Source organism: bacterium Unc6, assembly GCA_013626165.1.
GTDB lineage: Bacteria > Omnitrophota > Gorgyraeia > Velesiimonadales > Velesiimonadaceae > Velesiimonas > Velesiimonas alkalicola.
This window is the reverse complement of record NDHX01000004.1, coordinates 65723-89719: the sequence shown is the minus strand read 5'-3', so window position 1 is coordinate 89719 and position 23997 is coordinate 65723. Positions and strand designations below refer to the sequence as shown.

General features: G+C 37.8%; 23 protein-coding genes and 3 tRNA genes. All 26 read right to left on the bottom strand.

The features are described from left to right. Positions 1-19: 19 nt before the first annotated feature. Positions 20-679, bottom strand: a complete 660-nt coding sequence (locus tag B9J78_02775; protein ID MBA2123850.1) for a hypothetical protein — start codon at positions 677-679, stop codon at positions 20-22. A 2-nt stretch (positions 680-681) separates the two neighbouring features. Further along, entirely contained in the window at positions 682-1428 is a 747-nt protein-coding gene (locus B9J78_02770; GenBank protein MBA2123849.1) for a tRNA (adenosine(37)-N6)-threonylcarbamoyltransferase complex dimerization subunit type 1 TsaB, read from the bottom strand. After that, a complete protein-coding gene (locus B9J78_02765; protein ID MBA2123848.1) occupies positions 1425-2885 on the bottom strand; it encodes an RNA-splicing ligase RtcB in 1461 nt (486 codons plus the stop codon). The genes B9J78_02770 and B9J78_02765 overlap by 4 nt, the downstream gene beginning before the upstream one ends. A 114-nt stretch (positions 2886-2999) precedes the next feature. Then, entirely contained in the window at positions 3000-3482 is a 483-nt protein-coding gene (locus B9J78_02760) for a hypothetical protein (protein ID MBA2123847.1), read from the bottom strand. Further along, entirely contained in the window at positions 3479-4060 is a 582-nt protein-coding gene (locus B9J78_02755; protein ID MBA2123846.1) for a CDP-diacylglycerol--glycerol-3-phosphate 3-phosphatidyltransferase, read from the bottom strand. Before B9J78_02755 ends, B9J78_02760 begins: the two co-directional genes overlap by 4 nt. Positions 4061-4200: 140 nt before the next feature. Beyond that, entirely contained in the window at positions 4201-4794 is a 594-nt protein-coding gene (locus B9J78_02750; GenBank protein MBA2123845.1) for a hypothetical protein, read from the bottom strand. Between the two features lie 11 nt (positions 4795-4805). Continuing rightward, positions 4806-8069: a carbamoyl phosphate synthase large subunit gene (gene carB, locus B9J78_02745; protein ID MBA2123844.1), complete on the bottom strand. Its 3264-nt coding sequence runs from the start codon at positions 8067-8069 to the stop codon at positions 4806-4808. Further along, complete coding sequence (locus tag B9J78_02740) at positions 8048-9175, bottom strand: carbamoyl phosphate synthase small subunit (GenBank protein ID MBA2123843.1); 1128 nt, start codon at positions 9173-9175, stop codon at positions 8048-8050. The genes carB and B9J78_02740 overlap by 22 nt, the downstream gene beginning before the upstream one ends. A 200-nt stretch (positions 9176-9375) precedes the next feature. Continuing rightward, the gene (locus B9J78_02735; GenBank protein MBA2123842.1) at positions 9376-10755 is read right to left on the bottom strand and encodes a V-type ATP synthase subunit B; all 1380 of its coding nucleotides are present in this window, start codon (positions 10753-10755) and stop codon (positions 9376-9378) included. Positions 10756-11005: 250 nt separating this feature from the next. Beyond that, a complete protein-coding gene (locus B9J78_02730) occupies positions 11006-11362 on the bottom strand; it encodes a hypothetical protein (protein MBA2123841.1) in 357 nt (118 codons plus the stop codon). 16 nt (positions 11363-11378) lie between these two features. Continuing rightward, positions 11379-11996 (bottom strand): hypothetical protein, encoded by a 618-nt coding sequence (locus B9J78_02725; GenBank protein ID MBA2123840.1) that lies wholly within the window; start codon positions 11994-11996, stop codon positions 11379-11381. A gap of 2 nt (positions 11997-11998) precedes the next feature. Further along, a complete protein-coding gene (locus B9J78_02720; GenBank protein MBA2123839.1) occupies positions 11999-13111 on the bottom strand; it encodes a 3-isopropylmalate dehydrogenase in 1113 nt (370 codons plus the stop codon). Between the two features lie 29 nt (positions 13112-13140). Further along, on the bottom strand, positions 13141-14007 hold the full coding sequence (locus B9J78_02715; GenBank protein ID MBA2123838.1) for a 4-(cytidine 5'-diphospho)-2-C-methyl-D-erythritol kinase: 867 nt from the start codon (positions 14005-14007) through the stop codon (positions 13141-13143). 123 nt (positions 14008-14130) lie between these two features. Further along, positions 14131-14637 carry a hypothetical protein gene (locus B9J78_02710; protein ID MBA2123837.1) on the bottom strand — a complete coding sequence of 169 codons (507 nt, stop codon included), beginning with the start codon at positions 14635-14637 and terminating at the stop codon, positions 14131-14133. Between the two features lie 8 nt (positions 14638-14645). After that, positions 14646-15317, bottom strand: coding sequence for an ABC transporter ATP-binding protein (locus B9J78_02705; GenBank protein ID MBA2123836.1), 672 nt, complete (start codon positions 15315-15317; stop codon positions 14646-14648). Then, the gene (locus B9J78_02700) at positions 15310-16491 is read right to left on the bottom strand and encodes a hypothetical protein (GenBank protein ID MBA2123835.1); all 1182 of its coding nucleotides are present in this window, start codon (positions 16489-16491) and stop codon (positions 15310-15312) included. The genes B9J78_02705 and B9J78_02700 overlap by 8 nt, the downstream gene beginning before the upstream one ends. Next, positions 16488-17987 (bottom strand): lysine--tRNA ligase, encoded by a 1500-nt coding sequence (locus B9J78_02695; GenBank protein MBA2123834.1) that lies wholly within the window; start codon positions 17985-17987, stop codon positions 16488-16490. Before B9J78_02695 ends, B9J78_02700 begins: the two co-directional genes overlap by 4 nt. Further along, on the bottom strand, positions 17953-19323 hold the full coding sequence (locus B9J78_02690; GenBank protein ID MBA2123833.1) for a dihydrolipoyl dehydrogenase: 1371 nt from the start codon (positions 19321-19323) through the stop codon (positions 17953-17955). Before B9J78_02690 ends, B9J78_02695 begins: the two co-directional genes overlap by 35 nt. Next, complete coding sequence (locus tag B9J78_02685) at positions 19320-19691, bottom strand: hypothetical protein (GenBank protein MBA2123832.1); 372 nt, start codon at positions 19689-19691, stop codon at positions 19320-19322. The genes B9J78_02690 and B9J78_02685 overlap by 4 nt, the downstream gene beginning before the upstream one ends. A gap of 11 nt (positions 19692-19702) precedes the next feature. Next, positions 19703-19779, bottom strand: a tRNA-His gene (locus B9J78_02680). Between the two features lie 43 nt (positions 19780-19822). Then, positions 19823-19899, bottom strand: a tRNA-Arg gene (locus tag B9J78_02675). Between the two features lie 19 nt (positions 19900-19918). Continuing rightward, positions 19919-19997 (bottom strand) — tRNA-Pro (locus B9J78_02670). A gap of 9 nt (positions 19998-20006) precedes the next feature. Next, entirely contained in the window at positions 20007-20522 is a 516-nt protein-coding gene (locus B9J78_02665; GenBank protein MBA2123831.1) for a hypothetical protein, read from the bottom strand. After that, on the bottom strand, positions 20519-21490 hold the full coding sequence (locus tag B9J78_02660; protein ID MBA2123830.1) for a hypothetical protein: 972 nt from the start codon (positions 21488-21490) through the stop codon (positions 20519-20521). The genes B9J78_02665 and B9J78_02660 overlap by 4 nt, the downstream gene beginning before the upstream one ends. A 309-nt stretch (positions 21491-21799) precedes the next feature. Next, on the bottom strand, positions 21800-22888 hold the full coding sequence (locus tag B9J78_02655; protein ID MBA2123829.1) for a 4-hydroxy-3-methylbut-2-en-1-yl diphosphate synthase: 1089 nt from the start codon (positions 22886-22888) through the stop codon (positions 21800-21802). Further along, complete coding sequence (locus B9J78_02650) at positions 22885-23988, bottom strand: hypothetical protein (GenBank protein ID MBA2123828.1); 1104 nt, start codon at positions 23986-23988, stop codon at positions 22885-22887. Before B9J78_02650 ends, B9J78_02655 begins: the two co-directional genes overlap by 4 nt. Between the last annotated feature and the right edge of the window lie 9 nt (positions 23989-23997).

The window sequence follows — 23997 nt, the reverse complement described above, 5'->3', positions numbered from 1 at the left end:
ATTCTATACTATCTCCTCGTTATAACAAGAAATTTTTTAAGGATTCCTTGCCGTCTATTACAATCAGGGCATGGAAGTCCTGGTATATCACATACTCTTTCCCCTCATAACCCTGATACCGCCGCGCCACTGATTTCAGATTTGTCTCGAATAGTTCCTGAAGATTTTTATATGACCTTGTATCGGTTATTTTTTCTTTTAAAACAAGCCTTCTTGTATATTCATCTATAACAAAGGATGGTTTTTCAAGAGCGTAAAGAAGAATATCATCTGCTGTTTCATCTCCAATTCCGTTTAAGGATAAAAGTTCTTTTCTCAAAATAGATAACTCCACTTTTGATGCCTCTTCAATGTCTTTATACCTGCTGATAAAAAAATCTGCTGTTCTTTTAAGCCGTTCTGATTTTTGTTGATAAAAACCGGATGGTTTTATAAGAAGTGCAATTTTTACCATACTTGTTATCCGAATTTTTTTAAGAGAAGATACATTTCCCCTTTTTAGGTTTTCAATAGCCATCTGAACATTGTTCCAGTTTGCTCTCTGTGTAAGGATAGATTCTATAATTATCCTCTCCTTTTCTTCTAATGTTTTTGGTCTTTTACACCATAATGACCACTGTCCTTGCGGTTTTCCATATTTTTTTAACAAACTAAAATATATCTTTTCAATTTTGTTCATCTTTAACCCCGCTCTTTTATCCCTTGCTGTGCTTTAGGATAGAGCACTGGTGCACTGGTATTCTGGTGCTCTGATGCTCTCTGCGGTCTTACCTGCACGTTTTTTGCAAATAGATAGCGGGGAAGAATCTTATCAGAACTTATAAACCTGCCTCTTTTTACCATCTCCATTGCATATATTGATAACCCTGTAATACTTGGATACCATAGATTTTCATTTTTGCATATCATAGCAATATCCTGAAAAATTTTTCCATATACAGAAATAGCATCGCCAATAATAAGTTCAGATTTGTTTAAAATCTTTAAAAAATGATCAGCCCTTAAAAGTTTTGGAAGAGTCATTGTTTTTATTTTACCTTTTCCACCTGAATAAAACTTTCGGACATATACAGATTGTTTTTTTGCATCTACTGCAACCCATATATTTCCTTGAAAATACAGCGCGTTGTAAGCAACAGGGCTTAAACTGCACAAAGGTATTATGTTGAAATTTTTTACCAACGAAAGCCCTTTTACAGTGCTTATTCCTACCCTTAATCCTGTAAATGAACCAGGCCCTATACCAATACATATTATATCAATATCTATTATATCAGTTTTAACCCTTGATAAAAGTTCTTGGACCGTAGAAACAAGATTCTGTGAATGCTTGAATCCTTTTATCTGTATTCCTGCAATAATTTTATCATCTTCAAACACAGAGCCTATCAATAAAGCACCGGAGGTATCAACTGCAATTGCTTTCATCCTTTTACCACACCCAATGGACGCATTCTTGCAACTTTTTTGGCAATCCCTGCATTGTGGGCAACATCCACGACCTCATTAACATCCTTATATGCAGATGGCGCCTCTTCTGCAAGGGTTTCTCTTCCGCTTGAAAACACATATATGCCTTTCTGTTCTAACTCTTTTGCAATAGATACGCCTTTTGCCATTTTTATTGCGGCTGCTCTTGAAAGGCACCTTCCTGCACCATGACAGGTGCTGCCAAATGTATTTTCCATTGCACCGATAGTTCCAGCAAGAAGGTATGAGTTTCTTCCCATATCCCCCGGTATTATAACCGGTTGTCCTGCATCTTTATACTTTTGAGGAACATCTATGTGGCCTGACGGAAAGGCTCTTGTTGCGCCTTTTCTATGAACACAAAGTGTTTTTTCTTTCCCATCTATATTATGTTTTTCAAACTTTGCTATGTTATGTGCAATATCATATATGAGATACATACCCAATTTTTCCCATCCTGTTTTAAAAAATTTTTCAAATGTAATTCTAACAAGATGCATAAGACACTGCCTGTTTCCCCAGGCATAGTTTGCGGCACATTTCATTGCAGAAAGATATTCAAGCCCCTCGGGTGATTGGACAGGAGCACATACCAGTTGCCTGTCAGGAATATATATGTTGTATTTAGAAAGGCAGGGCATAAGTTTTCGGACATAGTCCTCACATATCTGGTGCCCAAGTCCCCTTGAACCTGAGTGTATCATTACAACTGCCTGCCCTTTGAATATGCCAAAGGTGAACGCTTTTTGCTCATCATATATTTCTTCTACTTCCTGCACTTCAATAAAATGGTTGCCTGAGCCAAGTGTGCCGGACTGTTTTTTTCCTCTTTCATATGCTCTTTCTGAAACCGCACCCGGGTCCGCACCCTGCATCTGTCCTTTTTCTTCTGTACATTCAAGGTCCTGTTCTATCCCGTAACCCTGTTCAATGGCCCACCTTGCGCCTTTTAAAAGTATCTTTTTTTCTTCCTGTGATGTGACCCTGATATTGCCGCTTGAACCCACACCAGCAGGGATTTTATGATAAAGACTTAAAGTGAGCTCTTTTAATTTAGGTTTGATATCTTCTACCTTTAAATCTGTTCTGACAAGCCGCACGCCGCAGTTTATATCGTAGCCCACGCCTCCGGGGGATACCACACCCTCTTCAGAAGGGTCGGTAGCGGCAACTCCTCCTATGGCAAAACCATACCCCCAGTGTATATCTGGCATGGCAAGTGATGCTTTTACTATCCCCGGCAGTGTTGCAACATTTGCAACCTGTTCAGGTGCAAAATCTTTCTTAATCTGTCCTATAAGATGTTCATTTGCATATATTATGCCATCAACACGCATCTTAGATTTGTATGTCTTTGGAATACGCCATCTGTATTCATCTATTCTTTCAATAGTCCCTGTCCATTCTTTTGACATAGCACACTCTTCTTTAATGTTATGAGCCCGTTGCATAATTCCATAAGAGCAGGCAACTGGGGGATAAATGGGGTCAACTCTATTTTCTTTTTTTAATAATACTACATTGGTTTTTTAGAGAAAATAGAGTTGACCCCATTTATCATTTATACAAAGGTCAATACTTATGATATTAAGAATTATGTTTGCAAGCAAACCCGATACTATATCATCAATTATTATACCCATTGTGCCTTGAATTTTTTGTAATTTTTTAATATAAAACACCTTTGTTATATCAAAAAATCTAAAAAGTAAAAATCCGATACAAAGTATAGGCAATGTTTTCTTAACCGCAAAAAATGTTATGTATATTCCCATTACCTCATCTATAACAATCTGCTTTGGGTCATCTGTTTTTAAATCTTTTAAAGACAAGTCTATTGAAAGAAAACCTATAAAAAATATAAATAAACCTATGATAAAGTAGACTAAAACAGAGATATTTGACAGAGTATATACAAATAAAAGTCCTATTAAACTTGCAAAAGTTCCGGGAGCAAACGGAATATATCCTGCAAAAAATACTGTTGAAAAAAGATGCGCAAGTTTTTTCATCCTATAATTTCTTTATTATTCCACAGGAATTTCCATCCCGACCATAAAGTAATTACAAGAACAATAAACATAAGTATGCTTACGCAGCCTTTAAAAAACCATTCATAACTTTGTAAAAAGCCCTTGACATTATTGTAGTGGACAGAATCCAATAAAAGCCATAACAGTATAAAGAAAATAACTCCCATCTGCCAGGCTGTTTTATGTTTACCTGAAATTTCTGCTGGTATAAGTTTTCCATTGTACGCGGCAAAAACTCTTAAACCAGTTACTAAAAGTTCTCTGAATATTATTACTACAACTACCCAGACCGGAACTATAGAAAGCCTGACAAATGAAATAAATGCTCCAAGTACAAAAATTTTATCTGCCACAGGGTCAAGCAATTTTCCAAAACCGCTGATTGCATTGGTCCTTCTTGCAATAAAACCATCTAAATAATCAGAAATACCCGCTATAATAAAAATACACATAGCAAGAAAATTAAAAAAAAGGGTCTGTTTTAGAACAAACCATATAAAAAAAAATGCACACACAATTCTTAACAAAGTAAGAATATTTGCAAGATTTTTAAACATAATTTATGGAACCTGTTGCAAAAATTTTGATATTACCAGTTCTCTGCCAGTATCTCATAATAAAAACCGTCGTCTGTATTCCATATTCTGTATTCTGTAAAAAACGGGCGACAACATACGGATAGCAGAATACGGGTTCCTTATTCCATCTCATCTGCTATCGTTGTGGGTTCTCCATGTCCTGGCCAAACAATGGTTTGCCCTGATAAAACAAAAAGTTTTTCTCTTATAGAGATTTCTAATTGCTTTTGTGAACCGCCCAGCAGGTCTGTTCTGCCCACCCCTTTCTTAAAAAGTGTATCGCCGCTGAACAGACTTCCTTCTGTATAAAGACACATACTTCCTGGTGTATGTCCAGGCGTGTGTATGCATTTTAAATTTATGCTACCAACACTTATAATATCTTCATCTTCAAGAATCTTAGATGGTTTTCTTGACCGAAAAAATGAACCGAGGAAAGAATATGAAAGGTTTGAATCTGAGTCTGTTAAACACTGCGCATCATCTTTGTGAATCCATACGGGATAATCAAACTCAGGGTTTGCTCCAATATGGTCTATATGTCCATGTGTATTGACAATGGCAATAACGGACAGTTTTAAGTTTAAGACTTGTTTTTTTATTACATCTGCATCTGAGCCCGGGTCAATAATTATTGCCTGTCCTGTTTCTTTATCTGCAACCAAATAACAGTTTGTTCCAAGAGGACCTACACAGATTGTTTTAATGAACAGTTTAGAGACTTTCACATTTTACCTGCCTGTCTCTGTCTGCGAGAGTTCAACAGGTAATATTCTTGCAAAGAACAAACATCTGCAACAGTGTTTCTTGTCTCATATATACCAGAGGCACAAGCCGATGCACCTGCAACTGTTGTAAATGTGGGAATCCCTAATGTCACAGCAAGAGACCTTATCATAGCCTCATGGTTCCTCGGTATTTTACCCGACGGTGTATTTACAACAAGATGTATCTGGTTATTTTTCATCAAATCAAGAACATTGGGTCTTCCTTCCTGAACCTTCCAGATTTCTTGAACAGGTATATTTGCATTTTTTAATACCTTTGCTGTTCCAGCCGTTGAAACAATTTTAAACCCCATATCATAAAATCTTCTTGCAACTGCGGGTATGTCACGTTTGTCTCTGTTGCTTACGCTTATAAATACTGTGCCTGTTGAAGGAATTTTCTGTCCTGCTGCAATTTGTGATTTAAGGAATGCTTTTCCAAAATTTTTATTGATTCCCATCACTTCACCCGTTGAACGCATCTCGGGCCCAAGAAGTATATCAACTCCCCTGAACTTTGTGAACGGGAATACAGTTTCTTTCACGCAAAAATAATCCATTTGTTTTCCTTGGGAAAACCCCGATTCTTTTAATGTTTTGCCTACCATAATTTTTGCTGCAATTTTTGCAAGAGGAATACCTATTGCTTTTGATACAAACGGAACTGTTCTGGATGCCCTCGGATTAACTTCAAGTACATACACCATATCTCCCTTGACTGCAAACTGAACATTCATAAGTCCTTTGATACAGAGCGCCCTTGCCATTACATATGTCGCACCTGTTATTTTATTTATTATCTCATCTGCCAATGTGTGTGGGGGCAAAACCATTGCAGCATCCCCTGAATGAACACCTGCATCTTCAATATGTTCAAGTATACCTCCTATACAGAAATTTTTTCCATCTCCTACCATATCCACATCTACCTCTATTGCATCCTCAAGAAATTTATCTATAAGTACAGGCTTTTCATCAGATACATCAATGGCTTTTTTCATATATTCACGAATCTGTTCATCGTCATACACAATCTCCATAGCCCTTCCGCCAAGAACATAAGAAGGTCTTATCAGAACAGGGTATCCGATTTTTTTTGCAACACGGATTGCCTCAACCAAAGTTGTTGCGGTCTTATTCTCAGGTTGTAGTAGGTTTAATTTATTAAGAAACCTTCTGAATTTTTTTCTATCTTCCGCTATATCTATAGAGTCTGCAGGTGTACCAAGTATGTGGACCTTTGCTTTTGCAAGAGATAATGTAAGGTTCAGGGGCGTTTGTCCTCCAAACTGAACAATCATGCCATCCGGCTTTTCCTTTTCATATATATTCATTACATCTTCAAATGTAAGAGGTTCAAAATAAAGTTTATCGGATATATCATAATCGGTTGAAACCGTTTCAGGGTTTGAATTTACCATTATAATTTCATACCCGAGTTCCTTTAAAGCAAATGATGCATGAACACAGCAATAATCAAATTCTATCCCCTGCCCTATCCTGTTGGGTCCTCCTCCGAGTATCATTATTTTTTTCTTATCCGAAACTCTTACCTCATCCTCTGTCTCATATGTAGAATAATAATAAGGGGTATATGCCTCAAACTCGGCGGCACAGGTATCCACAAGTTTATAAACCGGTTTTATTTTCTGTGACTTTCTTAAGCGTCTTATATTTAATTCACCACTAGAACCAATAATTTTTGCGATCTGTCTGTCACTGAAACCATTTTTTTTGGCAAGAAGCATGTTTTCTCTTGATATAGAATTTTTTAATTTTGTCCCTGTCCGGATTTTAAGGCGTGATATTTTGTTTTCAATGTCTGTTATTTCCTTTATGTTTGCCAAAAACCACCTGTCAATTTTGGAAAGGCTATAAATTTCATCTATTGAAAGTCCAAGGCAGATAGCCTGTTTTATATAAAATATCCTTTCTGCATTAGGGATAGAAAGTTTTTGGCGAACTCTTTCAATATCTGTATCTTCACCCTTTATTTCAAGACCACTTCTTCCTATCTCAAGTCCTCTTAAAGCCTTTTGCAGTGCTTCTTTAAATGTTCTTCCTATCGCCATGGTTTCCCCGACAGATTTCATTTGTGTTGTAAGTGTCTGGTCCGCCAGGGGGAATTTTTCAAATGTGAACCTTGGGACTTTTACAACACAATAATCTATGGTGGGTTCAAAACTGGCAGGGGTGTATCTTGTTATATCATTCGGTATTTCATCAAGCGTATATCCGATAGCAAGTTTGGTAGCAATCTTTGCGATAGGAAATCCTGTTGCTTTTGATGCTAAGGCAGAAGAACGGGAAACCCTTGGATTCATTTCTATAACCACCATTTTTCCATCTTTGGGATCTATTGCAAATTGTATGTTTGAACCTCCTGTATCAACCCCTATCTCTCTTATACAGGCAATTGCTGCATTTCTCATCCTCTGATATTCCTTATCTGTAAGCGTCTGAGCGGGTGCAACAGTAATTGAATCGCCTGTATGAACTCCCATAGGGTCAAAATTTTCTATAGAACATATAATTACAACATTATCATTTTTATCCCTCATTACCTCAAGTTCAAATTCTTTCCAGCCGGCAACGGATTCTTCTATAAGTACTGTGCCATTCATACTAAGAGAAAGCCCAAGGGCTACAACCTGTTCAAACTCATCTATATTATAGGCTATTCCTCCACCTGTTCCTCCGAGAGTAAATGAAGGCCTTATAACAACAGGAAGATTTATCTCTTTAAGTACTTCTCTTGCGGTTTCAATGTTTTTTACATATGAACTTTTGGGCAATTCAAGTCCTATGTTTTTCATTGCTTTCTTGAAAAGGTCTCTGTCTTCTGCTTTTTTTATAGCCTGCAAAGATGCACCTATCATTTTTACATTATATTTTTCAAGCACACCTTTTTCTGCAACCTGAACAGAAACATTTAAAGCGGTCTGCCCCCCGAGTGTTGGAAGAAGTGCATCGGGCATTTCTTTTTCTATTATTTTTTCTACAAACTCCGCAGTGATGGGCTCTATGTATGTTGAGTCTGCAAATTCAGGGTCTGTCATAATGGTTGCAGGATTTGAATTAATAAGAACAACCTTAATACCTTCTTCACGAAGTGCCTTGCAGGCCTGTGTCCCCGAATAATCAAACTCACAAGCCTGCCCTATGATAATAGGGCCTGAGCCGATAAGAAGAACTTTTTTTATATCAGTTTTTTTAGGCATAATTTTATAAATTCATCAAACAGATAATTTGAATCCTGAGGGCCCGGAGAGGCCTCGGGATGATACTGAACAGAAAAAACAGGTAAACTCTTGTGTCTTAATCCTTCTGATGTTTTATCATTAAGATTTATATGTGTAAGTTCCACATCATTATCTTTAATAGACTGTGTATCAACCGCAAAACCATGATTTTGACTTGTGATTTCAACTTTTCCTGTTTTAAGGTTCATCACAGGCTGATTTGCCCCCCTGTGTCCAAATTTTAGTTTATATGTTTTTCCGCCAAACGCAAGCCCAAGTATCTGATGGCCAAGACAAATGCCAAATATCGGAACTTTACCCACCAGATTCTTTACAGTCTCTACCACATATGGAATAGCCGCAGGATCTCCGGGGCCATTTGAAAGTAAAACACCATCCGGATTTTTATCTTGAATTTGTTTATAATCGGTAGAAGCTGGAACAACAATGGTATGGCATCCTCTTGTTACAAGCAGTCTCAAAATATTTCTTTTTGTACCGCAGTCAAGCACAACCACTGTAAGTTTTTTTTCAAAAGATTTTACAATAGGACCTCCTATATCACAAACTGGCTCTTCCCAGGTGTAAGGCTTCTGACAGGTTACTTCTTGGACAAGGTCTATTCCCACAATACCAGGGCTTTTTTTAGCCTTTTCAATAAGGCTTTTTCTGTTCAGGTCTATTGTTGAGATAACCCCTTTTTTTGAGCCTGAACGGCGCAAGTGTATGGTAAGTTCCCTCGTATCTATTCCCTGTATCCCAAGAACCTTATTTTCAACAAAATACTCCTGTAATGTTTTTTCCTGTCTAAAGTTTGAAGACAGCAGAGAAAGTTCTTTTATTATAAAGCCTTGGACCTGCGGCTTTTCCGATTCTACATCAATTGAATTAACACCGTAATTACCGATAAGAGGATAGGTCATACAGACTATCTGACCATAATAGGAGGGATCTGTAAGAATTTCCTGATAACCTGTGATGCTTGTATTAAAAACTACTTCTCCGTAGGCTTCACCTTCACATCCAAAAGATAAACCTTCAAAAGTCTTACCCGATTCAAGTGCAAGTATTGCATTCTTTGGCATTCTACAAATACTATTTTATTATGTATTTTTAAAAAGGCAAGGGGATTTGAGTGTTGTATGGGAATGGGAACAGACATCGGTATAAACTGGTGTTCTGGTGCATTGGTGTCTGGTGCCCTGGTGTCTGGCGCACTGGTGCTCTGGTGCTCAGGTGCACTGGTGCCCTGGTGTCTGGTGCACTGGTGTCTGTTCTATTGGAATTATACAACAGACTCTTTATAATATTTGTCAAGACACTCTATCCTGATGCGCTTTAATTCTCCCTTGGGAAGTTTGTTTAAAATTTTCCATCCTGTATCAAGTGTCTTACTTATGGTTCTTTCTTCATCTTGCCCTTGTCGGATAAATTTTTCTTCAAATTCGTCCGCAAAAGAAGAGTACAGTTTGTCTATATCTGAAAGCGCAGATTCGCCGAGTATGATCGCAAGCTCTTTTGCCTCTTTGCCTCTTGCATAGCATGCAAATAGTTGGTTGGCAACATCCGGATGGTCCTCTCTTGTCTTTTCCTTTCCTATGCCCTTGTCTCTTAATCTGGAAAGACTGGGAAGCACATCTATGGGCGGATATACACCTTTTCTGTGAAGAGAACGGCTTACCATAATCTGTCCTTCTGTGATGTAACCTGTAAGATCGGGTATGGGATGTGTCTTGTCATCATCAGGCATTGTAAGAACAGGGATAAGTGTTATTGAACCTTTTTTTTCCTTTAAACGCCCCGCTCTTTCATACAGTGTGGCAAGGTCTGTATAAAGATAGCCCGGATACCCCCTCCTTCCCGGTATCTCCTTTCTTGCAGCAGACACTTCTCTTAGTGCTTCACAATAAAATGTGATGTCTGTAAGTATTACAAGAACATGCATATCAAGTTCAAATGCTAAATATTCAGCGGTCGTTAATGCCATCCGAGGGGTTGAAATCCTTTCTATGGCCGGCTCATCTGCAAGATTTATAAAAAGAACAGCCCTTTCTATGGCACCTGTTCGGTTAAAGTCTGATATAAAAAACTCTGCTTCTTCAAATGTTATACCTATTGCACCGAATACAACTGCAAAGCTTCCCTGTTCATCTAAAACTTTTGATTGTCTTGCAACCTGAGCGGCAATATTGGAATGCGGCAACCCTGAACCTGAGAATATCGGAAGTTTCTGTCCTCTTACAAGTGTATTAAGTCCGTCTATTGCAGAGATTCCGGTTTGTATAAATTCTGAAGGATAATCCCGCGACCGAGGATTTATAGGATTCCCATTTATATCAGCCCGCCTGTCTGGTATAGGACTTTTTCCTTTATCCTTAGGTCTTCCCATACCGTCAAATATTCTTCCAACAATATCAGCAGAGACACCAAATGTTATACCTTTTCCTAAAAATCTTATCCTGCTCGTTCCAATGTCCATTCCTCTTGTTCCTTCAAAAACCTGAACAAGAGCCTTATCATAACTAACCTCCAACACTTTCCCTGTTCTTATCTGAGCATCAGGAAGAATAAAATTTGCAATCTCCCCGTATTTTACTCCTTCAACACCCTCTATCAAGACCAGTGGGCCTACAATCTCTGAGATACTTATGTATTCCTTTAACAGTGGATCAGACATTTTAACTCACCTTCCTGCCTTTTAGAGCACCAGACACCAGGGCACCAGGGCACCAGGGCACCAGAGCACCAGGGCACCAGGGCACCAGAGCACCAGAGCACCAGACACCAGTGCGCCAGACACCAGAACACCAGTTCTATGAGTAATTATGCAATGCGCTCTTTAAGTACTACAATGTCAAATCTTTTGTTGCCCTGGTGCTCTGGTGCTCTGGTGCGCTGGTGCACCTTTTTAAGTACTACAATGTCAAATCTTTTGTTGCCTGCCATACACCGTGAATATTGCAACCTGCAATTACTTTTAACATTCCAGGATATTTTGGTATTATCTCAAATATTACTTTCGGATTTATTCTGGAAGGGGACATATCAACTCTTGCGATAAAAACATCGTTCTGGTAGAGTTCTATGAATCCTATAAAGTGATTTATCTCGTTTGGATGCGAAGCCAGCCTACCTACTTCAATGATAACTGTTATAGGTTGTTCCGGTTTTATAAAATCAGGCGCTGTTATAACAGGTGTATGTTTTTTTTCAATATCAGTCAGATTTTTAGGGTCTGATATTTGATTTATCTGCGATAAAAGGTCTGTCATATTTTTCTTCCTTTTCTTATAGAGTCCTTATCATTGTTTGAATCCCTCTTCTTATAAGCATAACAGCAATTGATGCAAGAAAAAGACTGGCTATTTTTGATATTGCTCTTACCCCGCTCTTACCTAAAAATCTTATTATTGTGCTTGAAGATAGAAATACAAACCCTGCAAAAAAGATATTTAAAAGCACTGCAACCAATGTAGCAACATAACCATACACATCTATACAAAGAAGCACTGTTGTTAAAACAGCAGGGCCCACGATAAGAGGCACACCTATGGGCACAACACCCAACCCGGTACCACTGGTGGTGCCTGGTTGGATATCGGTTATATGCCTGTTTCTTTCATCTGTCTTAAGTAGATCCCTCATAGCAAAGATAAAAAGAACCGCTCCTCCTGCAACCATAAAATCTGAAATTGTTATTCTGAGAAAACTCAAAAGGATTTTCCCTGCAAAAAGAAATCCTAATGCTACCACAAGTGCAGTAAGAACAGAGTTCTTGAGAAGTTCCTTTCTCTGTTGAGATGACAACCCTTCTGTAAGTCCAATGTATATTGGAAGCACCCCGATGGCATCAACCGCTACGAACACAGAAATTGAAGCAAGCATTATATCTTTTATAAGAGGCATATTCAAATAAATTTAGCAATCATATCTCCGACTTCTGTTGTTGAATATCCCATTTTTCCTGCTGCAAGACTTTTTAATTTTTCTCTCACGACTTTTATTACAGAGTTTTCTATTGCCTGTGCAGATTGGATTTCTCCTAAATTTTCAAGCATCATACCAGCTGCACATATTGCAGCAAGCGGATTTATAATATTTTTACCGGTATATTTTGGCGCAGAACCACCTATAGGTTCAAACATAGATATACCTTTAGGGTTTATATTGCCGCCGGCTGCGATACCCATCCCACCCTGAATCATAGCACCAAGGTCAGTTATAATGTCTCCAAACATATTCTCTGTTACAATCACATCAAACCACTCGGGATTTTTCACAAGCCACATTGCTGTGGCATCCACATGTGCATAGTCTGTTTTTATATCGGGATAATTTTTTTCTCCAACCTCATTAAATGCCCTCCACCAGGTATCATGAACAAAGGTTAAAACATTTGTTTTTGCAACAAGATGAACCTTGCCCTTGAAACCCTGCTTTTTCTCATCATCAGAGAGCCCCTGCCACATCTTCTTTAAATGCCTTGCCTTGCAAACCTCAAAAGCATATCTTATGGCTCTTTCTGCCCCAAACCTTGTTGTGCAATGAACCTGTGTTGATACCTCCTGTTGCGTTCCCTTATATTGAACTCCACCCATTCCTGTATATAGTCCCTCTGTGTTTTCTCTTACAACAATAAAATCTATGTCTTTCGGAGTTTTGTCTTTTAGAGGCGTAAATCTCTCATCATACAGTTTTACGGGTCTTATGTTTATATACTGGTCCAATTCAAATCTTATTTTTAATAGTATGCCCCTTTCAAGTATGCCGGGCCTTACATCAGGATGTCCTATGGCACCTAAATATATTGCATCTGTTTTTTTTAAGTCATCAATTGCAGAAGACGCAAACGCCTCCCCTGTTTTTAGATATCTTTCCCCACCAAAATCATATTCTATATAATTTAGATTAAATCCGAACCTTGAACAGACAGCATCCAGAACCTTTTTACCTTCCCGTACAACCTCAGGTCCTGTCCCATCTCCCCCTATAACAGCAATATTGTATATTTTATCCGCCATCCATTCCCCTATCTACTACCTACTACCTACTACCTACTGTCTTCTAATCCTTTTACAAGATATGTTTTATATAAAGATTGTTTTTTTATTTTTTTTAAGATTTTTAATGCCTGTTGTTTGTTATTGCATATGGTGAACAAACAACTACCGCTTCCTGTTATGGATACATTAGAAATTTGAAGTTTAAAATAATTATATGCATTATATATTATCCTATTGGTATGGATATAGAATAAAAAGTCATTCCCCATTAATCTACAGATACTCTTAAAATCTCCATTAGAAACCGCACTAGAAATATCAGACAAATTTCCTCTTATATGAACCTTCTTTTTTTGTTTATCCCATTCTTGAAATATTTTTTTTGTAGAAATATTTATCCCCGGATCAAGCAAGATATACCATATACTACAACCAGCTTTTATGGGTGTCAATATATCGCCTGTGCCTGTTGCTTGAGCACAGGTATAACCTGTTATAAAAAAAGGAACATCAGCACCTAATTTTTTTGCTATACCTATCAGTTCTTTTCTATCTATTTTTAAGCCCCAAAGAGTATTTAAACCCAAAAGAACAGATGCCGCATCTGATGAACCGCCCCCCAATCCTCTTCCGACTGGAATACTTTTATGAAGATGGATATGAACACCTTTTTGGACATTATTCCACTTTTTTAAAATCCTTGCAGCCTTTACAACAATATTTGAAGAAAGTCCGGGACACTTAATACCTGAACTTGTAAAATCTATCCCTTTCTGTATTCGTTTTAAGGTAATTATATCAAACAATCCTATTGAATGGAAAACTGTTTGAAGGTTATAATAACTGTTTTTTCTTTTATTTCTAATTTTTAAAAAAAGGTTTATCTTTGCCGGTGCAAAAATTTTTATTTTCATTTTGCATAATCATACCACCAAAGTAGAACATTGTCAATTTTCTGGAATATACTACTTTTTATTTGTTTTTTTTGAGGGTGGGGTGTTCTGGTGCACTGGTGCGCTGGTGCACTGGTGCTCTGGTTATGCAACAGGCTCTTTAGACTTAACAGATTGGGTAAGTGTTTTTATTTCGTCCCTGATCCTTGCTGCTTCTTCAAACTGTTCTGTCTGGATTGCAGTTTCTAACCTTTCTTTTAACATTGCTATCTGATTTTCTATGGTTTGTGTGGGAACAACACCCCCTGAGGGTGCCTTGCCCCTATGCTGGTCTGCCCCATGTATTTTTTTTAATAATGGACTGAGTATTTTTTGAAATGTCTCATAACATTTGGAACATCCAAGCATACCTTTTTTTCTAAAATCTTCCTGCGTAAGATGACATATCTGACATTTTATTAAGACACCTTCTTTTTTTTCAAAAGTTTTTTCAATATCCAGAAGTCCTGCAAGAAGTGTAGCAAGTGCCTCTGATGTAATATTTTTTTTTGCCGCACAGTTCTGACACAGATGCTGTTCTTTGGGCTTGTCATTTATTATTTCAGTAACATGAACTGTTGCAGTTTTTTTCCCGCATACCTGACAAAACATTATTTCTCCTATATTATCTGTCCATCTTTCAGATGAAAAATCTTTTTTGCTTTTTTAGCAAGGGAATCTTCGTGCGTAACAAATATTATTGTCGTATTATATCTTATGTTTAAGTCTTCAAGCAATGTCCAGACAACCTGTGCGGCATCTGCATGAAGATTCCCTGTCGGTTCATCGCATAAAAGTACAGGCGGATTATTTATTATTGCCCTTGCTATTGCAACTCTCTGTTGTTCTCCTCCTGAAAGTTCAGATGGTCTGTGTCTGCGCCTTTCTGAAAGCCCTACGTATCTGATAACTTCTTCTGCCTTCTTAAAAGCAAACTCTTTTTTTTCACCATTTATGACACAGGGCATTGCAACATTTTCAAGTGCTGTAAATTCAGGAAGAAGATGATAAAACTGAAATACAAAACCCAAACTGCTGTTTCTTATTTTTGATATTTGTTTTTCACCTATCCGATACAGGTTTTCATTGTTTAAAAAAACCTCACCTTGCGTCGGACAATCAAGACCTCCCATTATATGAAGAAGTGTTGACTTGCCCGAGCCTGAGGGCCCTGTTATACAAACCATATCCGCTTTTATTATATTAAGTGTTATACCTTTTAAGACCTCTAAATTCTCATCACCTGTTTTGTATATTTTTTTTACACCCCTTACAGAGATAATATTATTCATATCTTAGTGTTTCCACAGGATTAAGCCGGGCTGCCTGATGGGCCGGATAAAGCGTTGCAAGAAAGCTTATCATTAAGGCACAGACTATTATCAAAAAAATATCTTGAAAAGTCATCTGAACTGGTAATTTTTCAAAATAGTATATATCGCCCGGAAGTTTGATAATATTTGTTGTTTTTATTAGAAGACACATACCTATACCGGATAAAGAACCTAAGGCTGTGCCAATTGTCCCTATAAAAAGTCCGTAGGATGTAAATATGAGTTTTATGGAAGCATTTGCCGCACCTATTGCTTTAAGTATCCCGATATCACGAACCTTTTCCATAACAGTCATAATAAGTGTACTTAATATACCAAAACAGGCAACAACTATCATAAGTGTAAGTATGATAAACATTGTTATTCTTTCTAACCTTAATGCTGAAAATAATGCCTTATTTGATTCTATCCAGGTTCTTGCATAATATGGAAAACCAAGCCTGTGCTCTATTTCTGTTTTTACTTTTCCTGCTCTGTATATATCACCTACCTTTATGCTAATACCTGAAACTGTATTGCCAGTAATAAAAAACTCTTGCGCATCTTTTATATCAATGAACATTATACCAATATCATATTCATACATTCCGCTTGAAAATATTCCTCTAACCTTAACATCATATTCACTACCATCAGCAGGAGATATAATAGTAATGTGATCCCCAACCGTAACACCTAACACTGATGCCATCTGTTCGCCGATTATAACATTCCAGGATGAAAGATAAAGTGTGCCATGTTTTAGATAATCTTTTATTTTTGTTACCTCTATTTCTGTGTCTATATTTATCCCTTTTAGGATACACCCCAGTACCTTATTCTTTGACCTTACCATTGCCTGACCTATGATATATGGGGATGCGGCTTTAACATCTTTTATAGTTTTTATCTTTTCCAGTATTTTCTCATAATCTTCAATACCACCCTGTTTCTCTACCACTATGCTTGCATTCATCCCGATGATTTTTCTTTTTAATTCGGTACTAAAACCCCGCATCACTCCTATTACAACTATCAACGCCATTACCCCTATGGCAACACCGAATATTGAAAAAACACTGATAAGAGAAACAAATTTTTCAAGTCTTTTTGCTTTTAGATACCTGTAACTTATCCAGTACTCATATCTCATATTTCTTGTTTCTTTAACTGCGGGAAAAGAATCACCTCCCTTATAGAGTCTTTTCCGCAGAGCAACATAATAAGCCTATCAATTCCTATACCAAGTCCTCCTGCAGGCGGCATACCATACTCAAGGGCATTGATAAAATCCTCATCCATAAAATGCGCATCAGCGTCTCCTTTCTCTTTTGCCTGAATCTGTTCCTCAAATCTTTTTTTCTGGTCCACCGGGTCATTCAGTTCAGAGAATGCATTTGCAACCTCAAGCCCTCCTATAAACAACTGGAACCTCTCAACAAGGACAGGGTTATCCTGTTTTCTTTTAGCAAAAGGCGAAAGCTCTACCGGATAGTCCACAAAAAATGTAGGCTGAATAAGTGTAGGTCCCACACATTTTTTTAAAAGCTCGTCTAATATCTTCGCCCTTGTCAGTGTATGTGATACATCAACCCTTATTTTTTTTGCAACCTCTCTTAGTTCTTGTTCTTTTTTCTTAGATAAATCTTCTCCTGCAACACAGTTTAATGTATCAAAAAAATCTAATCTTTTCCATTGCCCTGATAAAATGATTTTTTTACCTTCATATTCAATCTCTTCTGCCCCCAGTACATTTTTTGAAGCAAATTTTATAATACCTTCACAAAGACTCATCATATCGCCATAATCAGAGTATGCCTGATACGCTTCAAGCATTGTGAACTCAGGATTATGCTTTGTGGATATACCTTCATTCCTGAAATTTTTACCTATCTCAAAAACTTTTTCAAACCCTGCAATAAGAAGTCTTTTTAAGTATAGCTCGGGTGCAATTCTTAGGTATAGATCCGTCCCGAGTGCATTATGATGCGTAATAAACGGCTTTGCAATGGCACCACCGGGTATGCTCTGTAATACAGGAGTTTCAACCTCAATAAAACCTTGTTTCTCCAAGTACTGCCTGATGGATGATACTATTTTTGACCTTTTTTCAAATATGCAACGAACCTCATTATTCATTATAATATCAAGAAATCTCTGTCTGTATCTTATTTCAGTATCTTTTAATCCATGCCACTTTTCAGGCAATACCTTCAATGATTTTGAAAGAATCTTAAACCTTTCTATAACAACCGTAACCTGTCCTGTTCTTGTCTTAAAAAGTTTTCCTTCTACACCTATAATATCTCCGATATCTAAACCTTTAAAAGTTTCAAATTCATTTTCGCCCAATATATCTATCTTTGCATAGACCTGAATCCTGCCCGTTAAATCCTTGATATCTGCAAATACGCTTTTCCCATGGGCTCTTACTGACATAAGTCTTCCTGCAAGGCTTACCTGTAATTCTTCAGTAAATTTTTGCTCTGCTTCACAACAGGATAGACTTTTCTTAAACCCCCCTGAATAAGGTGAGATACCTTTTTGTCTTAATGCTTCTGTCTTTTTTAGCCTCTTTTCAAATAAAATATTTTCCACAATCTCTTCACCACTGTTACGGCAGGTGTAGCGCGCCTTCAAGGCTTGCATATGCTGCTTCCTGAATTGCCTCTGAGAATGTTGGATGGGCATGGATTGTATTTGCAATATCTTTCACAGTTGCCTGCATCCGGATTGCAAGTGAGACCTCGGCAATAAGTTCTGTTGCACAAGGGCCTATAATCTGACAACCGAGAACCTCTCTGGTTTTTTTATCAAATACAATTTTAACAAAACCCTGTGTCTGTGAAGAAGCAACCGCTCTGCCGAGTGCCTGAAACGGAAACTTTGAAGATTCTGCATCTATACCCGAAGAAGTCGCCTGCTCTTCTGTAAGTCCTACACTTGAAATTTCAGGGAATGTAAATATGCAGTTAGGCACAACGCTATAATCCATCCTTCCATCCTTACCCACTGCATTTTCAACAGCAACAATCCCTTCCATCGATGCGGTATGAGCAAGATACCTTTTCCCCGCAAGGTCTCCTATTGCAAATATTGTTGAAACATTTGTTCTCATATACTCATCAACTACCGGTCCTGATTTTTCTGTTTTAATTCCCATCTCTTCAATACCTATATTTTCAGAATTGGGCCTTCTCCCTATGCATACGAGAACCTTTTCTGCTATTATGTCCCCACCTTCAAGATTAACGATTGTTTCATCTTTATTTTTAACGGAGGCGGAAATCACTTTTGTACTTAGATGTACCTCTACAGTTCTTTTTTTCAAAAAAGTAAGAAATGTTTTTGATACCTCAATATCCTCCGTAGGAAGCGCCCTGTCTGTCATCTCAATCATATGAACCTTTGATCCCATCTGTGAATAAAAGCAAGCCATCTCGCAACCTATTACACCGCCTCCTATAATAACAAGGGATTTTGGTATTGAAGCGGTATTTAAAATATCTGTGCTTGTAAGTATATTTTTACCGTCTGTCTCAATGCCGGGGCAAGCCAAAGATTCGGAACCCGTTGCAAGAATTATAAACTTAGAAGATATTTTTTCTTCTTCGTTCACAAGCACCTGTGAGGCAGATACAACCTTACCCACACCTTTTATCACATCTATCTTTTTTGCTTTTAAAAGAGATTCTATCCCTTTTCTTAATTGCTGGATAATTTTTTCTTTTCTTTCAAATATTAAAGGGACATCAGGGGTTATATTCTGCACCTTTATACCCAACGAGCCCGCATTCTGTATGTAATAAAATAACTCTGCACTTTTTAATAGTGCTTTTGTTGGGATACATCCTCTGTTAAGACAGGTTCCACCTAAATGCTCTTTTTCTATAACACAAACCCTCCCCCCAAGCTGTGTCGCTCTTATTGCTGCAATATATCCTCCAGGGCCGGCACCGATTATTGTAATATCATATTTTTTCATAATTTAAGTGTATCTTTATAGTACCAGAAATTTATCTTCTCCTTGTCAACAGGGTTTATTTTTTCAAAAGCTACCGCCACAACAAACATATTGGTATATCTATCGGTCCTTATGACTTTTCCTGTTACCTGTATGGGTTTTTTATAACCGGGCATAAAAATTTTTATCTCAATAATAGAACCTTCTCTGATAGGCTTGTTGTTTTCAAAAGAAAGCCCTGTTGAACTTAAATCTGTTGTGACCGCATCCTTAAAACCAATATCCAAGACCACCCCTTTTACATAATACTGTATGGGTAGCCTGGTACTGAATCTTGCAGACTTTCTATCCATCGGTCTTCCTTTTATAGGTTTGAGAGGGTTGGCCATCTTCTTTTTAATGGGGTGGGTGACGGGATTTGAACCCGCGACAACAGGAGCCACAGTCCAGTGCTCTATCCAACTGAGCTACACCCACCATTTTTTGTTTCTGCCTACCGCAAAGCAGAACTGTTGTTTTCTGGTGCGCCTGGCGTGACTTGAACACGCGGCCCACTGCTTAGAAGGCAGTTGCTCTATCCAACTGAGCTACAGGCGCGACGAGCTTTGTCCGTTGCTGGTCGGGGCGGGCCGATTCGAACGGCCGACCCTCTGCTCCCAAAGCAGATGCTCTAAACCAAGCTGAGCCACGCCCCGAAAATTAAATTACCAATCTTCAAGCAGGCGGTTTCTTATTTTTATTGAAAGGTCTTGTATCGCACTATTCAGCGCAGAAATGTCTGTTGTAGCACCTGCAAAGGTACTTCCTAATCGGTTGCTTATATTTTCAGTCCACAGTGTTTCACCTAATTTTGTTCTAATAGCAACCTGTGTTGTGATATGTATTCTTGATTCTCTTATGGTTCCATCTGGATTGTATCTGAGGGCCTCTCTGTTAAACGAAAGAACAGATCCGGTCATTATAACATCAGCCTGATCTTTTTTTACAAGCCTCAGCCTTCCATCTCTTTTTAAAACATCTTCAATGTTTTTTGTAACAAGCACCTCAATACCTGCAATGGATGTTCTGTGGTGTCTTATGTTGGTTCTTTCAGATGTAATATCTATACTGTTTGTAAATGGTTCTATGTATATGGTTTTGAAATCAGGGGCAACCCCTGGCCTTGTGGTATATCCACACCCATAGATAAATAAAACAAATATAAATAAAAACCTTTTCATTGTTCCCAGCCTGTTTCCCCCAGGGATTTTCCCGAAAGGAATATTTCTGTCATTCTTTGTTTTGCTTTTTCTGCAATGTTTGTATCAGCATAATTTTTTAGTATCTGCTTATAGTATATTTTTGCACCATTAACAGAGCGTCTCTTTTCATAAAATTGTGCAATTAAATAAAGACTTTCAGCCTTTTTTTCTTTTAATGCAGTAAGAGATTGTTGAGCCTTTTCCACGATCTCCGGTTGAGAGCCTAATTTTAAAATCTCTTCGAACTCTCGTATCGCTTTTTTGGTTGATGTCTGGTCATACTTTGGCCTTAACGAAGCCATCTGTGAACTTTTTGCAATCTGTATCCTTGCTTCGCCTGCAAGTGGACTCTCCGGATAATTGTCAATAACTTTAAGAAAGGCCTCTCCACTTTCAGCAAACCTTCTAGCCCTGCTATATGCAACCCCTAAATTAAACTGTGCCTTTGCTCCATATGGTCCAAATGGCGCATTTTTCACTACTTTTTCAAATATCTGTATTGTCTCATCTGCTGACGGAAATATTTCTAATCCTAATCTTTTTATTTTTTTTCCTTCAAGAAACATTTCACCTATCTTGAAACTCCTTTCTATTGCAACCGGCACAGACTTACTATATGGATATTTTTCTATCATTTTTTGGTATGCCTTAAATGCCTGCCAGTAATTACCTAAACCTTCCTGGGATTTTCCTTCATAAAGCCCAGACTGGCTTGCATACATTGAATCAGGATAAATCCTGTAAAGTTTCCTAAATTCTGATAGTGCTCTTTTATAATCCCCTGCTTTATAAAGCTCCATAGCCCATTCAAACTGCTCTTTTGGCGAATCTTTTACAGCATACTTAGGATTTATAAACCTGCCTGTTTCAGGTGTCCATATCCAGAAAGAATGGCAAACACCTGCAAGTGTGAGTACAAATACAATAAACATAAATAATTTTTTCATATCTTACCTACCTTCATTCCCTCTATAAAGTTCAAAAATCACCCGAGTAAGTATTCACTTAAGTCCGTCATTGCGAGAAGCGACAGCGACGTGGCAATCTCATGAGATTGCTTCGGTCACCTTTCGTTCCCTCGCAATGACAACGGTGTTCACTGAGCATTTACTCACCCAACTCAGTCTGCGGAATATTGAAATGTTTTTTTGTCGCCTTATCGCCAGTTTTTTATCGCCTAATTGGCAGGCACTATTCTACCAAACCCTCGTATCTGTGTCAATCCGAATCGCTTATCATAAGGTAATGGGGGCACTTTACTTGTCCCGACAATTTGGGGCGGCAGTCGCAAGTAAAGACAGGGAAATAGCCTGTTTTACAAGAGTGTCTGCCAATTTTTTTTCTTCCACATTATACAGAGGCTTTCCTTTCACAAATAAAAGCCCTTTGCCTTTGCCCCCTGCTATGCCTACATCAGCATTTTTTGCTTCACCAGGACCGTTCACAACACATCCCATAACTGCAACTGTGAGACTTAAAATACCGGGATAATTATTGGATATATTAGATAATTTTGAATAAACCTGTTTTGCAATTCTTGGAACATCTATTGTACATCTTCCACAGGTCGGACAGGCAATAACCTCCGGGAAAAATCTCCTTATTCTCAGTGCCTGTAATATATACTTCCCTGTGCTTACCTCTTCAACAGGATTTCCTGAAAAAGATACTCTTATAGTATCTCCTATTCCATCTAAAAGCAGTGAGCCAATACCGATAGATGATTTTACAATTGATTCTGTTCCAAAACCTGTTGCGGTTATTCCTAAATGGAAAGGAATATCTGTTTTTTTTGCAAGTTCTCTATATGAAGCAACAGTCTGCTGAACATCTGAACATTTAAGTGAAACAATGATATTACACACACCAGCCTTTTGTAAGATATCTATGTAGTTTAGTGCAGATCTTACCATCTTTCCCGAAAGTGTGCCTGCGCAGACGGGAAGAGAACCTGAATTAAGTCCAACTCTTACTGGAATATTTTTTTCAGCCACTTGTTTTGCAACTGCAATAATTTGAGATTTTCTATATATGTTTCCTGGATTTAGTCTTATCCCCTGAACACCGGCCTGTATACAAAGTATTGCAATATTCCAGTTAAAATGTATGTCAGCCTCAATAGGAAGAACGCTCTTGGGTATAGCCTTTTTAAGATAAGAAACAGATTCAATATCAGGGACAGCAATCCTTACTATTTCGCAACCTTTTTTTTTAAGCAATTTAATCTGTCTTAATGTTGATGGAACATCTGATAATTCGGTCCTTGTCATAGACTGAATACTTACAGGAGAATTACCTCCTACTGCAACATCCCCGTAGAATATTTTCCTTGTTTTCCTTCTCATTTTTTTATCAAAAATTCAAATAGCCTTTGCCCCCAGAATCTCCATACATCTGCTGCTGTTGCAATGAACATTAAAAATATTATAAATGCAAACCCTATCCTTGTTACAATTTCATATGCCCTCGGACTTAAGGGGCGATTTATTGCCTTTTCAAAAAGATACACTATGGTATGACCTCCGTCTGTAATACCGGGTATGGGAAACATATTTATTACTGCAAGTGCAATACTTATTATTGCCATAATAAAAAAGAATGCTGCAAAACCGGCTCTTGATGCCCTTGCAGTAACCTCTGCAATCATAAGAGGCCCTCCTATTGCTTTGAAAACTTTATCCTCACCCGTAATAATCCTGAATAAGCCTTTTAGTGTAAGTGTGCTCCAGAAATAAGCCTGACGTGTGCCTTCTTTTAAGCTTCCCAATAAATTAAAATGTTGTATCTGCGGCGCAATACCTATAAAAAATATCTCCTGTTCCTTCCCAAACATATCAGGAACCTTATCAAGAACAGGTGTAACCTGTAAGAAGATGTCCCTGCCATCTCTTGCTATTTTTAAGTTCAATTCTTCGCCTTTAGAATTTCTTATGACAGATGTCATATCATTCCAGGATTTAATATTTTTTTCATCTATCTGGACTATAATATCCTTTTGTTTTATACCCGAGATAGATGCGGGTTTTCCCTCAATTGCTTCTCCTACTATGGGTCTTGTATCAGGAACGCCTGTATAAAATGCAATGTTTGAAAACAAAAATACTGCAAGAACCATATTCATAGATGAGCCTGCAACAAGTATCAAAATTTTTACCCACAATGGCTTTGCAAGAAACTCATTGTAATTGGGCACTGATTGAGTTCTTGTTTCACCGCCTGCAAGTTTTACAAACCCTCCGTACGGTATAAGCCGTATTGAATATTCAATATTATTTTTTTTATACACAAAGAGCCTTTTACCAAACCCTATTGAAAACTCATCTACCTTTACCTTCAACAGCCTTGCCGTCCAAAAATGCCCCAACTCATGTATAAAAATAAGAATACCGAGCATAAAAATAACCGCTATGCCATAGTGTAAAAATATGTCCAATACTGCATTCATTTTTCTCTC